Here is an 18515-nt window from a genome sequence, read left to right on the forward strand (position 1 = left end):
TACAAATGAAAAAGGGCGGCCAAACGGGCCGCCCTTTCGCCGACGGTTGCCGGGCTTAGTTCTTTTCTTTGTCGACCATTTTTCCGGCCGAGATCCAGGGCATCATGGCGCGCAGTTTCGCACCGGTTTCCTCGATCATGTGCTCGTCATTGGCACGGCGCGACGCTTTGATGGTCGGCTGGCCAACGGCGTTTTCCAGCATGAAGTCACGAACGAATTTACCCTGCTGGATGTCGTTCAGAACCTCTTTCATACGCGCTTTGGTCTCGTCGTATTTCAGGATACGCGGGCCGGTGACGTACTGGCCGTACTCGGCGGTGTTCGAGATCGAGTAATCCATGTTGGCGATGCCGCCTTCATAGATCAGGTCAACGATCAGCTTCACTTCGTGCAGACACTCGAAATAGGCCATCTCGGGCGCGTAGCCCGCTTCGACCAGAGTTTCAAAGCCGCAGCGGATCAGCTCAACCAGGCCACCGCACAGAACGGCCTGTTCGCCGAACAGGTCGGTTTCGCATTCTTCACGGAAGTTGGTCTCGATGATGCCCGAGCGACCGCCACCGATGGCCGAACAATAGGACAGGCCGATTTCCAGCGCTTTGCCGGTTGCGTCGTTGTTGACGGCAACAAGGCAAGGCACGCCGCCGCCTTTAGTGTATTCGCCACGTACGGTGTGACCGGGGCCTTTGGGGGCCATCATGATGACGTCGACACCTTCTTTCGGCTCGATCAGGCCGAAGTGGACGTTCAGCCCGTGAGCGAAGGCAATGGCCGAGCCCGGCTTGATGTTGTCATGCACGTATTTCTTGTAGGTCTCAGCCTGTAGTTCGTCGGGCATGGTGAACATGATGACATCGCACCATGCGGCCGCTTCGGCGATACCCATGACCTCCAGACCTTCGGCTTCGGCTTTCTTGGCCGAGGGCGACCCTTCGCGCAGAGCAACCACGAGGTTCTTCGCCCCCGAGTCGCGCAGGTTTAGCGCGTGCGCGTGACCTTGCGAGCCATAGCCCAGGATGGCTACTTTTTTGTCTTTGATCAGGTTGATGTCGCAATCGCGATCGTAATAGACGCGCATTTCGCTGGTCCTTTCTGTTTCGATTACAGTGCTTTTAGCCGGAGGTTTTGGTATTGGCGATAGGGTTGAGATTGAGTATTTGTAAAAAAGATGAAGAATAATTCTCTGAATTGTGGAAATGTGAAAAAATCATGCTTGATGATGTTGATCGGCGGATACTGCGCCATTTTCAGGCAGAGCCAAGCCTGACAACGGCCGAACTTGCCGAACGGTGCCGTATCAGTTCGGGTGTTTGCTGGCGACGGATCGAAAAAATGCAGGCGGCAGGGGTGATCGAAGGTCAAGAGGCCGTGATCGACTGGGCAGCCTTGGGCTACGCGGTCGAGGTCTCGTTGCGGATCACGCTGGACAAGACGCAGGCTCGGGCATTTGACGAATTCACCGCGGCCGCGCGCGAGGTTGCCGAGGTGATCGAAATTCAGACCTTCCTTGGCCGCGTGGATGTGCGCCTTTCGGTACTGGCGCGGGACATGGCCCACTATCAGCAGGTCTATCGGGACCGCATTCTGACCCTGCCGCATATCGCCGATATCGAGGCCTTGATGCACATCGCGCGCCTCAAACGAGACGAGGTGCTGCCAGTATGATCGAGCTGGATGAGATCGACCGCAAGATCCTGCGCGCGTTGGTTCAGGACGCAACCCAAAGCGCCGGCGCGCTTGGGCGTCGTCTGGACCTTTCGCAACCCGCCACGTGGCGGCGCATTCGCCGGCTGGAAGAGGCGGGCGTAATCAAGGGCCGTCGTCTACGCCTGAATGCCGAGGCTTTAGGATTCGGCGTCACCGTCTTCCTAGGCGTTAAACTGGCGCGCAAAGGGCAGGTGAGCCTTGAGGATTTCGAGCGCGCTGTCAGCGCCATCCCTGAGGTACAAACCGTCGAGCATGTACTGGGGCTATACGACTACCGCCTGCGCGTGGTGGCGCGGGATCTTTCGGATTTCGAACGGGTCCTGCGGCGGCGGATCATGACCCTTCCGGGTGCCGGCGATGTCGAGGCAAATGTCTTGCTCAGCGAAGAACGTTTGCCCGGGCCAATTGGCTGAACGGGATCAGTATTTGGTGCGGATGCAGAAGCCCGGATGATGCGTCATCCGCGCAAAGGTCAGGGGTTTTTCATCCTTCCAGGTTGTGCGCTCCAATTGAATCATCGACGTGCCCGCGGTGGTGCCCATGAATTCGGCCAATCGGCTGTCGGCTGACACGGCGCAAAAGGCGACCTCGGCATCGGTGAACGGTGCTGCATTCAGCAGCCATTCGTGCGGGCCATTGTCGCTCAGGTCGGCCTGCTCGACTTCGGGGACAGTATCAAGGTTGATCCAGCGCTCTTCCAATTGAAATGGCCTGTTGTCGGCGTAGTGCATGCAAATGACGTGCAGGATGCGCGCGTCTGGCGCCACGCTGAGCTGCGATGCCAGCCAGCCGGGGCTGGTGACAATGTTGCGCTCGACCAGAGCATAGCGATACGCCGCGTTCTGGTTTTCAACCACCTGACGTGTCAACGAAAACTCCAGCTTAGCATGTTTGCTGGGCTCTTTCTTGACGCGTGTTCCGCTTTTGCGTTTGCGTTCGACGACCCCCTGATCAGCCAGTTCGCGCAGGGCGCGGTTAACGGTCGCGCGGGCGCAATTGAATTCTTCCGCCAGCTGGGTCTCGGTCGGCAGCAATGATCCCTGAGGCCAAATTCGGCTTTCGATCCTGCGTTTTACCTCATCTCGAACACTCTGAAAGCTGATCCGCTTATTTGCAGTCACGGGTTCTAATTTCCCTTCGTTTTAAAAGTGTATGCATCTGGGCAGAAGCACGCAGAAGTGTAAAGGGTATGTGATACTAGTTGGCGTCAATACTAAAATATTGGCGCGTATGAGGGTTAATTTTTACTGAAAAACAAAGATGACTTTGCGTCACCTTTTCGTCGGAAATGCGCTTTACCCGCAATGATAATGTGTTGAAGGTGCCGTCAACACTGATTGAAAGGACATCAAATGCCCGCCTTGCTGGATTCCATCGACCCAAATGGCCTCGAAGAATTTTCGGTTGTGTTCACGGACCGATCCCTGAATCACATGTCTGCCAGCTTTCAGCTGGTGATGCGCGATATCTCGGGCATGCTGAAACAGGTCTACAATGCGGATGGCATTGCCATCATCCCCGGTGGTGGCACCTATGGGATGGAGGCCGTGGCCCGTCAATTTGCCCGTGATGCCAATGTCTTGGTGGTGCGCAATGGGTGGTTTTCCTACCGTTGGAGCCAGATTATCGAAAACGGCGCTCTGACCGGATCGGTCACGGTGATGAAGGCGCGTGAGACCGGTAATGACAGTCCTTCGCCTTTTGCGCCCGCACCAATTGACGATGTGGTTGCGGCGATCCGCGAGCAGCGCCCGGATGTGGTGTTTGCGCCGCATGTGGAAACCTCGGCCGGGGTGATTCTTCCGGATGACTATGTCTCGGCCATGGCCGCAGCCGCGCATGAGGTCGGCGCGCTGATGGTTCTGGATTGCATCGCGTCCGGCTGCGTGTGGGTCGACATGAAGGCTACCGGCGTCGATGTTCTGATCTCGGCCCCGCAGAAGGGGTGGAGCGCGTCGCCTTGTGCCGGTCTTGTCATGCTGTCCGAACGGGCCGAGGCGCGGTTGCAGGACACTCAGTCCGACAGCTTTGCCATTGACCTCAAGAAGTGGCGGCAAATCATGCAGGCCTATGAGGATGGCGGTCATGCCTATCACGCGACCATGCCAACCGACGCGCTGCGCGCGTTCCGCGATACGATGGCCGAGACACAGGACTACGGCTTTGAAAAACTGCGTGAGGCGCAGTGGGCCTTGGGTAATGGTTTGCGCGCGATGCTGAAGGACAAGGGCATCGTTTCAGTCGCGGCCGAGAGCTTTGGCGCTCCGGGCGTTGTGGTCAGCTATACCGCCGATCCCGAAATCCAGAATGGCAAGAAATTCGCCGCGTTGGGGATGCAGATCGCGGCTGGCGTGCCGCTGCAATGCGATGAGCCTGCCGGGTTCAGCACCTTCCGGTTGGGTCTGTTCGGCCTCGACAAGCTTTATGATGTCGATGGCACGATTGCGCGTTTGAAGCGTGTGTTGGATCAGGTTCTGTAGTCCACTGGGGCCTCAGCGCATGCCGAGGCCCATCTGCATCAACGTCTTGCGCACCGGCGCCATGGAATAAAGCGCGTTGAGGCCCATGGCGCGCGCGTCCCTCAGGGGCCGCGCCTCAAGCATAGAGGTGCGGTTCAGAAGGTCGATGCCTTTGACCCGCAGTTCGATCTCGGTATGGCGGGCTTTGTGGTAGGCCTCAAGCATCTGTGCGTCGCCCAGAGTGTCGGGGCGCGCCTGCGCGAGGTCTAGCAGAGTCCGCAGATCGCCCAGCGACATGTTCAAACCCTGCGCGCCGATGGGCGGCACGACATGGGCGGCTTCGGCCATCAGGGCAATACGTTCGCCCGACAGCCGTTCGGCGGATTGGCTGATGATCGGCCAGATCGTGCGGCGTGAGGCCAGCTTCAAAGGTCCAAACAACCCGCAAGAGCGTTCTGTCATCGCGGCCTCAAAGGCCTCCGCGTCGAGGTTCAGCAGTTCGACCGCGCGCGGGCCGCGCTCCATCCAGACGATGGCCGACGATGGCTGACCCTGCCAATCGGGCAAGGGCACCAAAGTGAATGGCCCGCCAGAACGGTGAATCTCGGTCGAAACATTCTCATGCGCGATAGGGTGTGTCACCGCAAAGGCCAGGGCCTTTTGACCGTAACGCGTGGTATGAACGGAAATCCCGGCGGCTTCGCGCATCGGTGAGTTGCGACCGTCTGCCGCGATCACCAGCTTGCAGCGGATACGGCTGCCGTCGCTCAGCCCTACTCGGGCCTCGGCGGTACGGGTGAACAGGCTGACCGTCGCGGTGCCGGGACGGAAATCGACATTGGGCAGTTCTGAAAGTCGCGCGACCATCTCGCGCCGCAGCAGCCAGTTGGGCAGATTCCACCCAAAGGGTTGCTCGGAAATATCCGAGGCGTTGAAGTCCCGCACAACGCGTGGTTCGGGAATGTCTCCACCGGCGTCAACGATCCGCATGACCTGCAGCGGGGCCGCGTGGCTGTCCAGCCGGTCCCACACTCCGCACTGTTCCAGCAAAATGCGGGAGGGTTGCAGAAACGCGGTGGTCCGCAGGTCGGATCCATCCACGTCGCGTTCCGTGATCGGTGGTGTTGGGTCCACGCATAGCACGTTGAACCCAGCGGCGCCGAATGCGGCGGCAGCGGTCAGCCCGGCGATGCCGCCGCCGGAAATCAGGATATCACAGCTGTCAGTCATGGCGCATTCTCCGTTCCCGGCAAAACCTAGTTCGGTTCATGCCTCTGCACCAAGCGACATCCTGTCCCGCGTGTCAGCCCCGCGAAATCAGGATGAGGACCAGAAACATCACCGGAACCATCATCAGTGCAGGGATGTATAGGCCCGGCAGACCAAACAGCAATGCCGAACAGCCCCACATGCTCACAATCGCAGCGGCGGTATAGCCCAGGTCCTCGGGGCGGCCATCGGCCACGTCGCGGGCCATCCAGCCAAAGAGGGGAATTGCAAAGAGAAGGCGCTGCCAAATCGGCAGGCGCTGCGGCATCATTGTCGCGGTCATCAGGGTCTCCGTTCTGTTCGTCGCAGACCGGCATATAGGGATGAATTTGCAGCTGCAGAATATACAGATCGTCGCAGTGTGACAGCCTATCGCAGGCGGGCAAGGAAGGCGGTCAGATCGTCGGTGTGGTGGTGGATATGATCGGCATCATGAGGGTCGGGTGCGACGTGAACCGTGCGCATTCCCATCTCATGCGGAGCGGCCAGATTGCGCGGATCGTCTTCGAACATCGCAGCCGTTTCCGCTGTGATCCCGTCTTGTGTAAAGATTGCCTCGAACGCGGCCTTTTCGGGTTTAGGCCGATATCCGGCATGTTCGACTCCGTAGATGGCATCAAACAGACCGGTCAGCCCACGCGCTTCAAGGACACGCTCCGCATAAGGCGCGCTGCCATTGGTGTAGACGATGCGGCGACCGGGCAGGGCGCGTATGTGGTCGGCCAGTTCGGTGTCCGGGTCTATGTGGCTCAAGTCGACTTGGTGAACAGCGTGCAGATAAGGGTCGGGATCCAGATCATGTTCGGCCATCAGTCCGGCCAGAGTCGTTCCGTATTCGCGCCAGTAGTGCCCCCTCAGCCGATCAGCCTCCGCCCGGTCGACGCCGATGGCTTGGACGACGTAATCCGTCATCAACACTTCGATCTGATCGAACAGGCGCATCTTTGGCGGATAGAGGGTGTTGTCCAGATCGAACACCCATTGCGTGACGTGGCTGAAGGACGGTTTAACCATGCCTTGGGTGTAGGGCGCTGCGGGCGAGTTTTCAATGCCGCACTTGATTGCAGGCGGTCAGGACGGATAGACAGGTTCGAACGAGGAGACCAATCGCCCCATGCCCCAATCCAGACATCCCAGCAAAGACGCGTATACGCTGATACTCGACGCCATTGATGTCGGTATCTACAAGCCCGGAGATCGTCTGGTCGAAAGCGAATTGGCCGAACGGTTTGGTGTATCCCGCACCCCCATTCGCGAAGCGCTGCAACGTCTGGAAACGCAGTCTCTGCTGGAACGGGACGGGCGGTCGCTGATCGTGGCATCCCTGAACCACAATCAGATGGCCGAGCTTTACATCGTGCGGCGCGAGTTGGAGGGGTTGGCCGCAAGCCTCGCGGCTAAACATGCGACCGAGGAAGAAATTCGCGTGTTGCAGGAGATGGTCGCCGAGGATGATGCGCTGGTCGATGATCCGGCGGCTCTGTCGCGCGCGAATCGACGGTTTCACGAGCAGATCCATCTGGCCTCGCACAACCGTTATCTGGTGCAGCAACTGGACCTTGTGCATCGGACCATGGCGCTGATGGCGACCACGTCTCTGGCGGCGCAAGGGCGCAGTGAAATCGCGCAGAGCGAACATAAGGGTATCGTCGAAGCCATCGCCGCGCGGGACGAAGAGGGCGCGGCGAAAGCGCTGAAAGAGCATATCTCGGTCGCGTTCATGACCCGTTTGAAGCAGGATGCGATCCGGCGCGACGGCTAAAGCGTTTTGCGTTATTCTCAGGTAAAGTTTTCGAAATGCGCGTTCGACCGTAGGGAGAGGCAGCGTATTTCGATTCAAATCAAACGCAAAGCGATCTAGGCGTCCTGCGGAGGCAGGTCCTCGGAGGCCTGCCCGTGCTGGGTTTTGTCCCAGAAGAACGGTTTGGCGGCCAGTTCCCACAATGCTTTGTAGGCCGCCACGACCCCGAGCGGGAAATAAAGGATCATGGTAGGCACCCAAGGTAGCAGAAAGCGCCGCTCTTTCGCCCAGACGGCGATGACGCCGATGATGAAATTCAACGCTTCTGCGGCCAGAAACAGCCAGATCAGGGTTTTGAAGGTCTGCATCGGGATCACCTGAAGGAACGGGTTGTTCAGCCCCAGGGTGGTCAGCCAGAACATCCACAAGACGGGGGCCAGCAGAAACTGCCCGACCGTACCCATGAAAAATGCCTGAATGCCGATGAATTTCAGCGGCCCCAGATCCCGCAGTAGGCGCAACGGCGCGCGCATATGGACAAGGTAGGTGACCATGAAGCCTTTGAGCCAGCGCGAGCGTTGCTTGACCCAGGGCAAGGCGCGAAAGTTGGCCTCTTCATAGGTGGTGGTGTTCACGATCTCGGTCCGGTAGCCGGCGCGGCAGAGGCGCACGCCCAGATCGGCATCCTCGGTCACGTTATGGGCGTCCCATCCGCCAAGCTCCAGCAGCTTGTCGCGGCGAAAGAAAAAGGTCGTGCCGCCCAGAGGGACCACGAAACCCAGTTTGGCGATCCCCGGAAGAATAACGCGGAACCAGCTATTATATTCGATTGTAAAGCAGCGAGAGCGCCAGTTGGTGCGCGGGTTGTAGTAGTCCAGCGCGCCTTGTAGGCAGACGACTTCGGGCGCGGCCTGCGTGAAATGATCAACGACCCGCTCGATCTGATCGGGCTGCGGGGCGTCCTCGGCATCCCAGACCCCCAGAATGTCGCCCCGACAGAAATCCAAAGCGTAGTTCATGGCGCGAGGTTTGGTGGTCAGGCCGTTCAACTCGGGCACTTCGATGGTTCGGATCCAACTGGGAAGGTCAACCTTTGACAAGGTGTCCCGTGTGACATCGTCCTTTTCCTCTAGCACCAAAATCACGTCCAACAGCGCTTTGGGGTAGGTCAGGCGCTGAAGTCGCCGGATCAACGCGCCTGCGATCTCACGCTCTTTGTACAAAGGCACCATGATCGACACGCAGGGTTGTCGCAGAGCGGTCACCGGCGAGGAGGGGGCGGGCTGCGGGCGCAGGTTTTGGTGGGCAAAAGCCAAGAGGCCTAAGAACCGCATGATCATGAACATCAGCAGCGACACCACAGCCGCCGTCGCCAGAACAGCCATTCCCGTCAGCGGAAACGAAACGAAAGCCAGCAGCGCCAGCACCACAATGCTCGCGCTGCGGGTCCGGCTCCAGGCGGTCCAGGTGCGGCAGCTTTGATCCTCGGTCACGCGGGCCTCGGCATTTTGGGCCAACTGGTCCGAGAAGATCTGCGCAATCGAGCGGTCGATCTGATCGGCAGCGGCGACAACCGGAACGATGGTCAAATCGCCGCCCGCCATTTCGGCCGATACCGTGGCAAAGCGATCCGGGCGCGCGGTTGCGACAAATAGAAACGGACCGATCCGTAGCCAAGGGATCACATTGTGGCGAAGCCAGAACTCCATGGGTTTGAGAGCGCTTAGCTCAGCAGAAGGCGGGGTCTGCACCAGATCGGCGATCTGCAGGTTGGTTTGCGCGGACAAAGCGGCCAGAACGTCTTTGCGGCTGGCCCAGCCCTCACTCACCAGAATTTCTCCGAGAGGAGCGTTCTGGCGGGCCTGAAGGTCCAACGCGTGATCCAGTTGGTCCTGCGTGATCACCCCGGCATCAACCAGACACGCCCCTAAGGGTTTGCGAAGCTCAGGCGACGGGATCGGATTTGTTGCAGAGATTTGTTGTGCGTTCAAATCAACCATGAAAGAAAAACCCCGACGCCTTTTGTTGGCGTCAGGGTTGAACGACTAAGGTTAACGCGCGGTTAACTCTGATAAACACACGGAATTTTGGTGTTTATGCCTGTGCTTTTGCGTCCGCCATTGCGCTGGAAAAACGCTCGAACAGATAGAAACTGTCCTGCGGTCCGGGGGAGGCCTCGGGGTGGTATTGAACCGAATACACCGGGCGGTCGGTCATACGGATGCCGCAGTTGGAGCCGTCAAACAACGAACGGTGCGTTTCAACCACGCCGTCGGGCAGCGACTGCGCGTCGACCGCAAATCCGTGGTTCATCGAGGTGATCTCGACCTTGCCGGTTTCCAGATCCTTGACCGGGTGGTTCGCGCCGTGGTGGCCGTGGTTCATCTTGACGGTCTGCCCGCCAAGCGCCAAGGCCAGCATCTGGTGACCGAGGCAAATACCGAACACCGGCAGCTTGGTGGTGTCGAGGATCTCCTTGATCATCGGTACGGCATATTCGCCTGTGGCCGCCGGATCGCCGGGGCCGTTGGACAGGAACACGCCATCAGGCTCATGGGCCAGAACCTCGGCCGCTGTCGCGGTTGCTGGCAGAACGGTCACGTCACATCCGGCCGACGCCAGGCAGCGCAGGATGTTGCGCTTTGCGCCAAAATCAAGGGCGACAACCTTGTGGGCAGGGGCCTCTTGCCGCTGGTAGCCGTCTGGCCAGGCCCAACGCATCTCATCCCAGCGGTAGCTTTGGGCGCAGGTGACGTCTTTCGCGAGATCCATCCCTTCAAGCCCGGCAAAGCCGCGTGCGGCGGACACCAGCGCTTCGATATCGAAGTTACCTTCGGGGTCGTGGGCCAATGCGACATGCGGCGCACCCTGCTGGCGGATTGCGCGGGTAAGGCGGCGGGTGTCGATGCCACCGATCGCGATACGGCCACGACGCTCCAGCCAGCCCTTCAGCTCTTCAGCCGAGCGCCAGTTTGACGGCTCGGTCGGGTCCCACTTGACGACCATGCCCGCGGCCACCGGATCCCCGGTTTCGTCGTCCTCGGGGTTCACGCCGACATTGCCGATATGCGGAAAGGTAAAGGTAACGATCTGCCCGGCATAGGAGGGGTCGGTCATGATCTCTTGGTAGCCGGTCATGGCGGTGTTGAAGCACAGCTCGGCCACGGTCTGTCCTGTGGCGCCGAAGCCCATTCCGTAGAACAAAGTTCCGTCGGCCAAAGCCAGACATGCGGTGGGCTTGGACGGGGCGTTCTGGGCCATGGCGCAACTCTCCTGCAGGTAAATCGGCGCATACCTAAGGGGGTTATACGTTCGGGTCAAGTCTGATCATTTTTTAGGCTATCGTTGTTTTTCAATTGCTTAAAGGTATTCACCCCCTGTTGTATCACGCTTTTTGTTTGGATATGTTCGGGGTTCCTTTGTCATGGGGATGGACAAACCATATGGACATGCGATCACGGGTGAATGCCGCCCTGAAGCAAGCGATGAAAGACAAGGCAGCCGAGAGGCTGTCGACTCTGCGGTTGATTAATGCTGCGATCAAGGATCGCGATATCGCCGCGCGCGGCTCGCAAAACGAAGAGGCCAAGGGCTGCGGTGACGCCGAGGTTCTTGAAATTCTTGGTAAAATGACCAAGCAGCGCAAGGAAAGCGCCCGCGCCTATGAAGAGGGCGGACGTCTGGACCTGGCGGAACGGGAATTGCTGGAAGTCTCGGTAATCGAGGAATTCCTGCCCAAGCAGCTGGATGAAGATGAGGTCTCGAAAGCGATTCAGACCGCTATTACCGCGACCGGAGCGGGCTCGATCCGCGATATGGGCAAAGTGATGGGCGAGTTGAAGACGCGATACACCGGGCAGATGGATTTCGGCAAGGTCGGTCCGATGGTCAAAGACCATCTGTGTACCGCCTCGAACGGCGACTGCTGAGGCTGAACCTCTACTGCGCGGCCGGTCCGCGCAGTTTTGCTATCAGGTCGTCATAGAGGGTGATCCGCTCATCCTCGGACAGAAACGCGCCAATCTCGACCTCGCGACCAGCTCCGATCAGGGTCACGTAGTGCGGCACTGGCCCACCGGTTTCGTGCATCTCGGGGCGGGCCCAATACCTGTTGCAAGACCATTCCTGCTGCTGTTTTCCCGGTGACTGATGGATCAGACGCGCCTGTGAGCCGCTGAGGGTCAGAACCTCGACCGCGCTGCGCGCTCGGTAGTTCGTCTGGATCGCGAGCCACAGGCCCAGAACTGTCAGCAACAGGAAGGGCAGCAACCCCCACAAGACTACCGATCCCAGCATGGCCAGAACGGGAATAAGACCGAAGGTGAAAACCGACAGAATCACAATCATCGCGCCGCGCGGAGGCAATGAGTTATGCGGCCAGAGGCGCAATTCCTGTTCTGTGTCCGAGGTATGATTCCATTGATAGGGCATAGTGGAAAACTAGCGCAAAGTTATGTGCTGTCTAAGGTTAAAGATCACACGACGTGGCCAACTCGGACCCAAGATAAAGCATCGTCCAATCTGTCATCGCCCCAGAAAACCTCGCCCCTTACGACAAGGCTAGGTGCGCCAAAAACCCCGAGGCGTTTTGCTTGTTCGGTTTCAGCCTCTAGCGCCGCGACGGCATCGGGGCTGCGCGCGCGAGAAAGGACAAGGCGGGGATCTTGTTGGCACCGCAAAAGGGCCTCGGACAGAGCAGTCTCACTGCCTGCTTCGACGCCGTCTTCAAACCAGATCCGATAGAGGTTCTGGGTGAAATCCTTGCCCCAACCCTCACTCATCCCGAGTAGGGCGATCTGATTGGCCACAGGCAGGTCCGAAATGGGGTAGGGCGCGGGCAGCTTGGCATGGATGTGATACTTGGCCGCCCGGCGTTCGATATCACGCCACATATATGCAGATTTCACCGGTTTACCTGCAAAGGGCACGTTCTGCTGTTCGGACATCACGCTGCGCACGTTGAACGGGCGCCAACGCACTGAGGCGTCGTTATCAGTGCACCAATCATCAAGGCGCATGATCGTCAGAAAGCTGTATGTGCTTCCGATCGAATACCAAAAGTCAATTTCGGGCATCTGGACCCTCCCCGGATTGCCGGATGAGTTTCCCTTACCAGAATAGCCTATTTTGCCCGATCTGGCGATGTGTTGTTCCAAAAGGTGAGTGCGAAAAGAAAAACCCCGCCGGGATGGCGGGGTTTGTTTGTTTCTCAGCTCGGGCTTAGTGCGCGTGGCCTTTGTCCCAGTCTTCCTGCTTTGGTAGTTGCTCGAACGTGTGCTCGGGCGGCGGGGTGGGCAGGGTCCATTCCAGCGTATCCGCGTATTCGTTCCATGGGTTCGGACGTGTTTCCTTTGCGCCGCGGAAGAGGGCGTAGAACACGATTCCGAAGAACAGCAGGAACGAAGCGAAGGACACGAATGCACCGATCGATGACACGAAGTTCCACTGAGCGAATGCCTCAGGGTAGTCGATATAGCGGCGCGGCATGCCTTGGCGGCCCAGGAAGTGCTGCGGGAAGAAGGTCAGGTTGGCGCCGATGAAGAACATCCAGAAGTGAACCTTGCCCCAGAACTCCGAGTACTGACGACCGGTCATCTTCGAGAAGTAGAAGTAGACGCCAGCGAAGATCGCGAAGACGGCACCCAAGCTCATCACATAGTGGAAGTGTGCCACGACGTAATAGGTGTCGTGATAGGCACGGTCGATACCGGCCTGCGACAAAACCACACCGGTCACACCGCCTACGGTGAACAGGAACAGGAATCCGAAGGCGAACAGCATCGGTGTCTTGAACTCGATCGAGCCGCCCCACATGGTGGCAATCCACGAGAACACCTTAACGCCGGTCGGAACTGCGATAACCATCGTGGCCAGCATGAAGTAGGCCTGCTGACGCAGCGACATGCCAACGGTGTACATGTGGTGCGCCCAAACGACGAAGCCCAGAACACCGATCGCGATGATTGCCCAGACCATCGGCAGGTAACCGAAGATCGGCTTGCGTGCGAAGGTTGCAATCACGTGGCTGATGATGCCGAAGCCGGGCAGGATCACGATGTACACTTCCGGGTGGCCAAAGAACCACAGGATGTGCTGGTACAGGATCGGGTCACCGCCACCGGCCGGATCAAAGAACGTAAAGCCGAAGTTACGGTCCATCAGCAGCATGGTGATCGCGCCGGCCAGAACGGGCAGCGACAGCAGAATCAGCCACGAAGTGACGAAGATCGACCAGCTAAACAGCGGCACCTTGAACAGGGTCATGCCCGGGGCACGCATATTCAGGAAGGTGGTGATCATGTTGATCGCGCCCAGAATCGATGACGCGCCCGAAACGTGAACGGCGAAGATCGCGAGGTCCATGGACATGCCGCCCTCGGTCGTGGACAGCGGCGGGTACAGAACCCAGCCCACGCCAGACCCAAGCTGGTCGTTCCCACCGGGGCTGAGCAGCGAGGCCACACCCAGCGAGGTACCAGCGACATATAGCCAGAAGGACAGGTTATTCATCCGCGGGAACGCCATATCCGGCGCGCCGATCTGCAACGGCATGAAATAGTTGCCAAATCCGCCGAACAGGGCAGGGATGACAACGAAGAACATCATCAGAACACCGTGATAGGTGATCATCACGTTCCACAGATGGCCGTTCGGTGTACATGGATCGGCCATGAAGCCTTCCAGGCACATATACTGAACACCGGGGTGCATCAGCTCAAGCCGCATGTAAACGGTCATTGCCACCGAGATGAACCCGGCGATAGCCGAGAAGATCAGGTAGAGAATCCCGATGTCCTTGTGGTTGGTCGACATGAACCAGCGCTGAAAGAACGAGCGCTCGTCTTCATGATCGTGGCCATGAATGGCTGCGTCTGCCATTTTAGGTGCCTCCTGTTGCAACTACGCCGCGCAACCAGACCTCTCCGGTGCGCGGGATTACTGCTGGTTTTAGATTGCGTTGAGGTTGCCTTCAATGGCCGAGTTTGATCTGGATCAAGAATAATTGTCGCGGGCAGAGCACTGCGCCGCGAATTCAGATCATGAGTGGCTCGAATCTGGCTATTTCATTTCTTCTTTCAAGAGGTCGCGCAGGTTCGTTGGCCTGAATCGGCCGAGTTCCGCCTTGACCGACGCACGTTCGAACCGCAGAACTCCTTTGAACCTATTGCAAATTCAGAGGCCCGACATGTCAGCATATGATCCGGACAATATTTTCGCCAAAATCCTGCGCGGCGAGATCCCCTCGACCCGCGTATACGAAGATGATGAGACGCTGGCATTCATGGACATCATGCCCCGCGCCGATGGTCATCTGCTGGTCATCCCGAAAACCCCATGCCGCAACGTATTGGACGCCACGCCCGAGCAGTTGAATGCCGTTATGGCAACCGTTCAGAAACTGGCACGTGCTGCCAAGCAGGCGTTCGACGCCGGTGGGGTGACGATTCAGCAATTCAACGAAGCCGCAGGCGGGCAGGAGGTCTTCCACCTGCATTTTCACATTCTGCCTCGACATGAAGGTGAACCTCTGCGCGCGCCCGGCACGATGGGGGATTTCGAAGCAATCGCCAAACACGCCGAGCAAATCAAGGCCGCGCTTTAGGCTTTGGCGATGCGTGAATTCGGACACTGGCCCGTCCGAACCGCTTGAAACATAGTCCGGAAACGAAATTGCCGTTCCGATTTGGGGTCGGAACGGCAGACTCGTACCCATACACTTCACGGGTCACCGGAGCAAATCCGGGTTACCGGTTAACATACCACTCACTCAAGACTGGTAGGACAATGCTACTCTGTAACCGGGCGAATGTATGCCGGTTTAGTGAAATTTGGTTAAGCTTTTACTTAAATGGCCACAATTGCTGTCGAATATTGCAGGGTTGAAACGACCGGTGGCTGTAGCTTGGAAACAGAGGGGCGCGTGCGCAGGGATTGTACGTGGATTTTGCCGTCTAGGCGATTCGATCAAGGCATTTAATGCGCAAGGCTCACGACGCATAGCCAATGGGAAAAGAGTGCGGCGAACGCAGTTGCGGACACGAAGAATCTGGGGCGCTTGATGTACCTTATTGCCCCGCGCTGCCAGTCCTTCAGCCTGCCAAATAAGATCGGTTTTCGAGGCATACGCAACAACCTTCTTGTCGCGCAAGCGGTCGTCTTTTGCAAAAGGTGAAAAACTAAGGCGCGGCAATGGTGATCCGTCAAAGACGGACGCAAAGCTACTTTTCAGTTGCAAAGAATAGTCGCGGCATTGAGGGGAAGCGGCCAAGCTATTGTTTTTGTTGGTGCGGTCGAGAAGACTCGAACTTCCACGGGTGTTACCCCACAGCGACCTCAACGCTGCGCGTCTACCAATTCCGCCACGACCGCACTGCCAATGACTTGGTAGCGCGGCGTATAGACCCTTAAAACCCGGATGTGAAGAGGCAAAAGCGCGTTGGTTTAAATTCAGCGCCGGCATTCATATCTATATCAGCCAACCACCCTGTAGGAGCCCCCGATGACCACCCCGGATACCCGCCCCGTTGTTCAGATTGATGTTGTCTCTGATGTTGTATGTCCTTGGTGTATCGTCGGCTTCAAACAGCTTGATCAGGCGTTGCAGCAGCAAAACGTACTCGCGCGGCTCAGGTGGCATCCGTTCGAACTGAACCCGCAGATGCCAGCCGAAGGGCAGAACCTGCGCGAACACATCATGGAGAAATACGGCAGCACCGTTGAACAAAGCGCACAGGCGCGCGAGCGGTTGACTTCGATTGGGGCAGAGCTTGGCTTTGCCTTCAATTTCACCGACGACAGCCGCATGGTGAATACGTTCCAGGCGCATCAGCTGTTGGACTGGGCCGAGGGGCAGGGGCGGCAGCATCCCCTGAAGCTTGCGCTTTTCGAAGCATATTTCACGGATCAAAAGGATGTTTCTGACATCGATGTGCTGGCAGACGCGGCTGAGGCGGCCGGGTTGGACCCGCAAGCCGCGCGGGCGGCTTTGGCATCCGGGGATCATCAGGCTCCGGTGCGAGAGAAACAGCAATTCTGGACCAGTCGCGGGATCTCCGGCGTGCCTTCGATGGTATTTGCCGGGAAATACCTGACCACAGGGGCGCAAGGGGTCGAGACATACGCCAATGTCCTCAAGCAATGTCTGGATGAGGCCGCGTGACCTCTTTCCCCCAACCGACCCGCACGGTATGAAGCAAGCATGGAATGGAAGATCTCAGACGGGCTGACCGACTACCAGGAGGCCGTCGCTTTTATGGAGTCGCGTGTAGCGGCTATTGCAGCAGGCGAGGCTGACGAATGCGTCTGGCTGCTCGAACACCCGCCTCTCTACACGGCGGGTACGTCTGCGCGACCTCAGGATCTGACTGACCCTGACCGGTTCCCTGTCTATGAAAGCAAGCGCGGCGGGGAATACACCTATCACGGCCCCGGTCAGCGCGTCGCCTATGTTATGCTCGACCTGAACAAACGGGGCCGCGATGTGCGCTTGTTTGTAAAGCAGCTCGAGACCTGGGTGATCGCCGCACTGGATGAGTTTAACGTCAAAGGCGAGATTCGCGACGGGCGCGTTGGCGTGTGGGTGCAACGAGACGACAAACCGCTGACGATCACCGGACAACCTGCGGAAGACAAGATCGCAGCAATCGGCCTGCGCCTGCGCAAATGGGTCAGCTTTCACGGCATCTCAATCAATGTCGAGCCTGACTTGGACCACTTCTCGGGCATTGTACCTTGTGGCATCCGAGAACACGGCGTGACATCGCTGGTTGATCTGGGGTTGCCGGTGACCATGTCCGACGTGGATACCGCGCTACACAAGACCTTTGCGGAAGTCTTCGAACAAGCCGACGCCTAACGTGCTTAGGGCTCCAGCACTATCTCTTGCCGTAGTTTCGCAGTGGTTTTGTCGAAGATCAGGATGCGGTTGTCGTCAGTGACGACGCCATACCAGTTGTTCCCGATCGTTACAGCTTGTGCTTTGGCTCCATCCGGCAGTTCGATCTGATCGGGCAGGGTTGGGGTTCGGTCCGATAGCCGGATGACAATCAGTGCGAATGTCACTAGAACCCCGCCAATCATCACCGCGGTCAGCAGCATGACCATGCGCCGAAGCAGCCTCAGCTGCGGTGTTTCCTGCGGTTCTTCTTGGGGTTCGGAAGGGACAGTCATGGGCACCCGACAGGTTGAGTTTCAGATCGCGGCCGCTCCGCCGCCTCGCCTTGATAAGGCGCTTTCGCGGGATGTGCCAGCCGAGGAAAACCTGTCACGCACCCGTCTGGCGCGTTTGATCGAAGAGGGCTCGGTTCTGGTCGAGGGCACTGAGGTGCGCGATCCGAAGGCCAAGGTGGCGGAAGGCGCCACGGTGGTCATCACGGTTGCAGAGGCCGAAGACAGCCATATCGGCCCCGAGGATATCCCGCTGGACGTGGTCTTCGAGGATGACGACCTGATTGTGGTGAACAAACCTGCGGGGATGGTCGTGCATCCTGCGCCAGGTTCGCCGAGTGGAACGCTCGTGAATGCGCTGCTTCATCATTGCGGGGCAGACTTGTCTGGGGTTGGCGGGGTCAAACGACCCGGCATCGTCCACCGGATCGACAAGGAAACCAGTGGGCTTCTAGTGGTTGCCAAGTCGGATGCGGCCCATCACGGGCTGGCGGCGCAGTTCGAGGCGCATAGTGTTGAACGCTACTACCGAGCGGTTTGCTACGGGGTGCCGGATGCCAATGACCCGCGCTTGAGGGGCGTGAAAGGTGTCAGTTTCGAGCCGGGCAACATCATGCGCCTAACCACTCAGCTTGCCCGACACAAGACCGACCGGCAGAAACAGGCGGTTTTGTTTCACGGAGGGCGGCACGCGGTGACGCGGGCGCGTGTGGTTGAAACATTTGGTGCCCCGGCGGGGCTGGCACTGATCGAATCCTGGCTGGAAACAGGGCGCACCCATCAGATTCGCGTGCACATGGCCCATGCAGGCCATGGTCTGGTCGGTGATCCGGTCTATGGCGGCAAACGTAAATTGGCGGTCAAAGCGTTCAGTGCGGCAACCTCTGAGGCCGTCCGCGCCTTTCCGCGTCAGGCGTTACATGCCGCCGTTTTGGGCTTTGAACACCCGGTAACTGGCGAAAACCTTCGATTTGAAGCTGATCTGCCGCAGGACATGCAGGACCTGATTGAAACGCTGCGCACACCTCTGTCATAATATGCAAACTCCTGTGAGTAAGAGTTTCTTAGCTTTCCTTTACCCAAGCTTAATTTCAAACTGTTAACGGTACCTCTTGAAAGGGATGGGTTCCTTACCCATATCGCATGTTAAAGAGCTAAACATTTGTCGGAGG

20 protein-coding genes and 1 tRNA gene are annotated in these 18515 nt (G+C 58.3%); 9 read left to right on the top strand and 12 right to left on the bottom strand.

The features are described from left to right. Window positions 1–55: 55 nt before the first annotated feature. Window positions 56–1078 carry a ketol-acid reductoisomerase gene (ilvC, locus tag ACR3FB_RS06775; protein WP_170457922.1) on the bottom strand — a complete coding sequence of 341 codons (1023 nt, stop codon included), beginning with the start codon at window positions 1076–1078 and terminating at the stop codon, window positions 56–58. Between the two features lie 131 nt (window positions 1079–1209). Between ilvC and ACR3FB_RS06780 the strand changes: the two genes are divergently transcribed. Continuing rightward, on the top strand, window positions 1210–1665 hold the full coding sequence (locus ACR3FB_RS06780; RefSeq protein ID WP_170376410.1) for an Lrp/AsnC family transcriptional regulator: 456 nt from the start codon (window positions 1210–1212) through the stop codon (window positions 1663–1665). Continuing rightward, window positions 1662–2120: an Lrp/AsnC family transcriptional regulator gene (locus tag ACR3FB_RS06785; protein WP_170376412.1), complete on the top strand. Its 459-nt coding sequence runs from the start codon at window positions 1662–1664 to the stop codon at window positions 2118–2120. Before ACR3FB_RS06780 ends, ACR3FB_RS06785 begins: the two co-directional genes overlap by 4 nt. A 6-nt stretch (window positions 2121–2126) precedes the next feature. Here ACR3FB_RS06785 and ACR3FB_RS06790 read toward each other — a convergent pair whose 3' ends face one another. Continuing rightward, window positions 2127–2828 (bottom strand): GntR family transcriptional regulator, encoded by a 702-nt coding sequence (locus ACR3FB_RS06790; protein WP_480565300.1) that lies wholly within the window; start codon window positions 2826–2828, stop codon window positions 2127–2129. A gap of 231 nt (window positions 2829–3059) precedes the next feature. Here ACR3FB_RS06790 and ACR3FB_RS06795 point away from each other — a divergent pair, with 231 nt between their 5' ends. Then, entirely contained in the window at window positions 3060–4187 is a 1128-nt protein-coding gene (locus ACR3FB_RS06795) for an aminotransferase class V-fold PLP-dependent enzyme (protein WP_480565303.1), read from the top strand. Between the two features lie 12 nt (window positions 4188–4199). Here the strand turns inward: ACR3FB_RS06795 and ACR3FB_RS06800 are convergent, their stop codons facing one another. The 3 genes from ACR3FB_RS06800 to ACR3FB_RS06810 form a co-directional block, all read right to left on the bottom strand. After that, entirely contained in the window at window positions 4200–5396 is a 1197-nt protein-coding gene (locus ACR3FB_RS06800) for a UbiH/UbiF family hydroxylase (RefSeq protein ID WP_170551509.1), read from the bottom strand. 73 nt (window positions 5397–5469) lie between these two features. Continuing rightward, a complete protein-coding gene (locus ACR3FB_RS06805) occupies window positions 5470–5718 on the bottom strand; it encodes a hypothetical protein (RefSeq protein ID WP_170470040.1) in 249 nt (82 codons plus the stop codon). An 86-nt stretch (window positions 5719–5804) separates the two neighbouring features. After that, the gene (locus ACR3FB_RS06810; RefSeq protein ID WP_480565306.1) at window positions 5805–6449 is read right to left on the bottom strand and encodes a pyrimidine 5'-nucleotidase; all 645 of its coding nucleotides are present in this window, start codon (window positions 6447–6449) and stop codon (window positions 5805–5807) included. 100 nt (window positions 6450–6549) lie between these two features. Between ACR3FB_RS06810 and ACR3FB_RS06815 the strand changes: the two genes are divergently transcribed. Further along, a complete protein-coding gene (locus ACR3FB_RS06815; RefSeq protein ID WP_170470033.1) occupies window positions 6550–7197 on the top strand; it encodes a GntR family transcriptional regulator in 648 nt (215 codons plus the stop codon). A gap of 95 nt (window positions 7198–7292) precedes the next feature. On the opposite strand, the gene ACR3FB_RS06820 is transcribed toward ACR3FB_RS06815, so the two are convergent. Both ACR3FB_RS06820 and carA read right to left on the bottom strand, forming a co-directional pair. Continuing rightward, window positions 7293–9176 carry a glycosyltransferase gene (locus tag ACR3FB_RS06820; protein ID WP_480565308.1) on the bottom strand — a complete coding sequence of 628 codons (1884 nt, stop codon included), beginning with the start codon at window positions 9174–9176 and terminating at the stop codon, window positions 7293–7295. Window positions 9177–9270: 94 nt separating this feature from the next. Continuing rightward, window positions 9271–10437: a glutamine-hydrolyzing carbamoyl-phosphate synthase small subunit gene (gene carA, locus ACR3FB_RS06825; RefSeq protein WP_170677629.1), complete on the bottom strand. Its 1167-nt coding sequence runs from the start codon at window positions 10435–10437 to the stop codon at window positions 9271–9273. Window positions 10438–10619: 182 nt separating this feature from the next. On the opposite strand from carA, the gene ACR3FB_RS06830 reads away from it, so the two are divergent. Beyond that, window positions 10620–11105 carry a GatB/YqeY domain-containing protein gene (locus tag ACR3FB_RS06830; RefSeq protein ID WP_170551479.1) on the top strand — a complete coding sequence of 162 codons (486 nt, stop codon included), beginning with the start codon at window positions 10620–10622 and terminating at the stop codon, window positions 11103–11105. Window positions 11106–11115: 10 nt separating this feature from the next. Here ACR3FB_RS06830 and ACR3FB_RS06835 read toward each other — a convergent pair whose 3' ends face one another. The 3 genes from ACR3FB_RS06835 to ctaD form a co-directional block, all read right to left on the bottom strand. Then, entirely contained in the window at window positions 11116–11607 is a 492-nt protein-coding gene (locus tag ACR3FB_RS06835; RefSeq protein ID WP_170689929.1) for a DUF2244 domain-containing protein, read from the bottom strand. A gap of 44 nt (window positions 11608–11651) precedes the next feature. Continuing rightward, a complete protein-coding gene (locus ACR3FB_RS06840; RefSeq protein ID WP_170689931.1) occupies window positions 11652–12251 on the bottom strand; it encodes a DsbA family protein in 600 nt (199 codons plus the stop codon). Window positions 12252–12396: 145 nt separating this feature from the next. Beyond that, complete coding sequence (ctaD, locus tag ACR3FB_RS06845) at window positions 12397–14055, bottom strand: cytochrome c oxidase subunit I (RefSeq protein WP_170470015.1); 1659 nt, start codon at window positions 14053–14055, stop codon at window positions 12397–12399. Window positions 14056–14362: 307 nt separating this feature from the next. Here ctaD and ACR3FB_RS06850 point away from each other — a divergent pair, with 307 nt between their 5' ends. After that, window positions 14363–14779 (top strand): HIT family protein, encoded by a 417-nt coding sequence (locus ACR3FB_RS06850; RefSeq protein ID WP_170677633.1) that lies wholly within the window; start codon window positions 14363–14365, stop codon window positions 14777–14779. 680 nt (window positions 14780–15459) lie between these two features. On the opposite strand, the gene ACR3FB_RS06855 is transcribed toward ACR3FB_RS06850, so the two are convergent. Then, a tRNA-Leu gene (locus ACR3FB_RS06855) sits at window positions 15460–15546 on the bottom strand. Window positions 15547–15676: 130 nt separating this feature from the next. Here ACR3FB_RS06855 and ACR3FB_RS06860 point away from each other — a divergent pair. Beyond that, window positions 15677–16336, top strand: a complete 660-nt coding sequence (locus tag ACR3FB_RS06860) for a DsbA family oxidoreductase (RefSeq protein ID WP_480565311.1) — start codon at window positions 15677–15679, stop codon at window positions 16334–16336. Window positions 16337–16375: 39 nt separating this feature from the next. Next, on the top strand, window positions 16376–17032 hold the full coding sequence (gene lipB, locus ACR3FB_RS06865; protein ID WP_480565314.1) for a lipoyl(octanoyl) transferase LipB: 657 nt from the start codon (window positions 16376–16378) through the stop codon (window positions 17030–17032). Between the two features lie 5 nt (window positions 17033–17037). On the opposite strand, the gene ACR3FB_RS06870 is transcribed toward lipB, so the two are convergent. Continuing rightward, window positions 17038–17346 (bottom strand): DUF6476 family protein, encoded by a 309-nt coding sequence (locus ACR3FB_RS06870; protein WP_170551447.1) that lies wholly within the window; start codon window positions 17344–17346, stop codon window positions 17038–17040. Here ACR3FB_RS06870 and ACR3FB_RS06875 point away from each other — a divergent pair. Next, on the top strand, window positions 17345–18379 hold the full coding sequence (locus ACR3FB_RS06875) for an RluA family pseudouridine synthase (protein WP_480565316.1): 1035 nt from the start codon (window positions 17345–17347) through the stop codon (window positions 18377–18379). The genes ACR3FB_RS06870 and ACR3FB_RS06875 overlap by 2 nt on opposite strands. Window positions 18380–18515: the final 136 nt, after the last annotated feature.

It is taken from the genome of Ruegeria sp. AO1 (assembly GCF_056535985.1).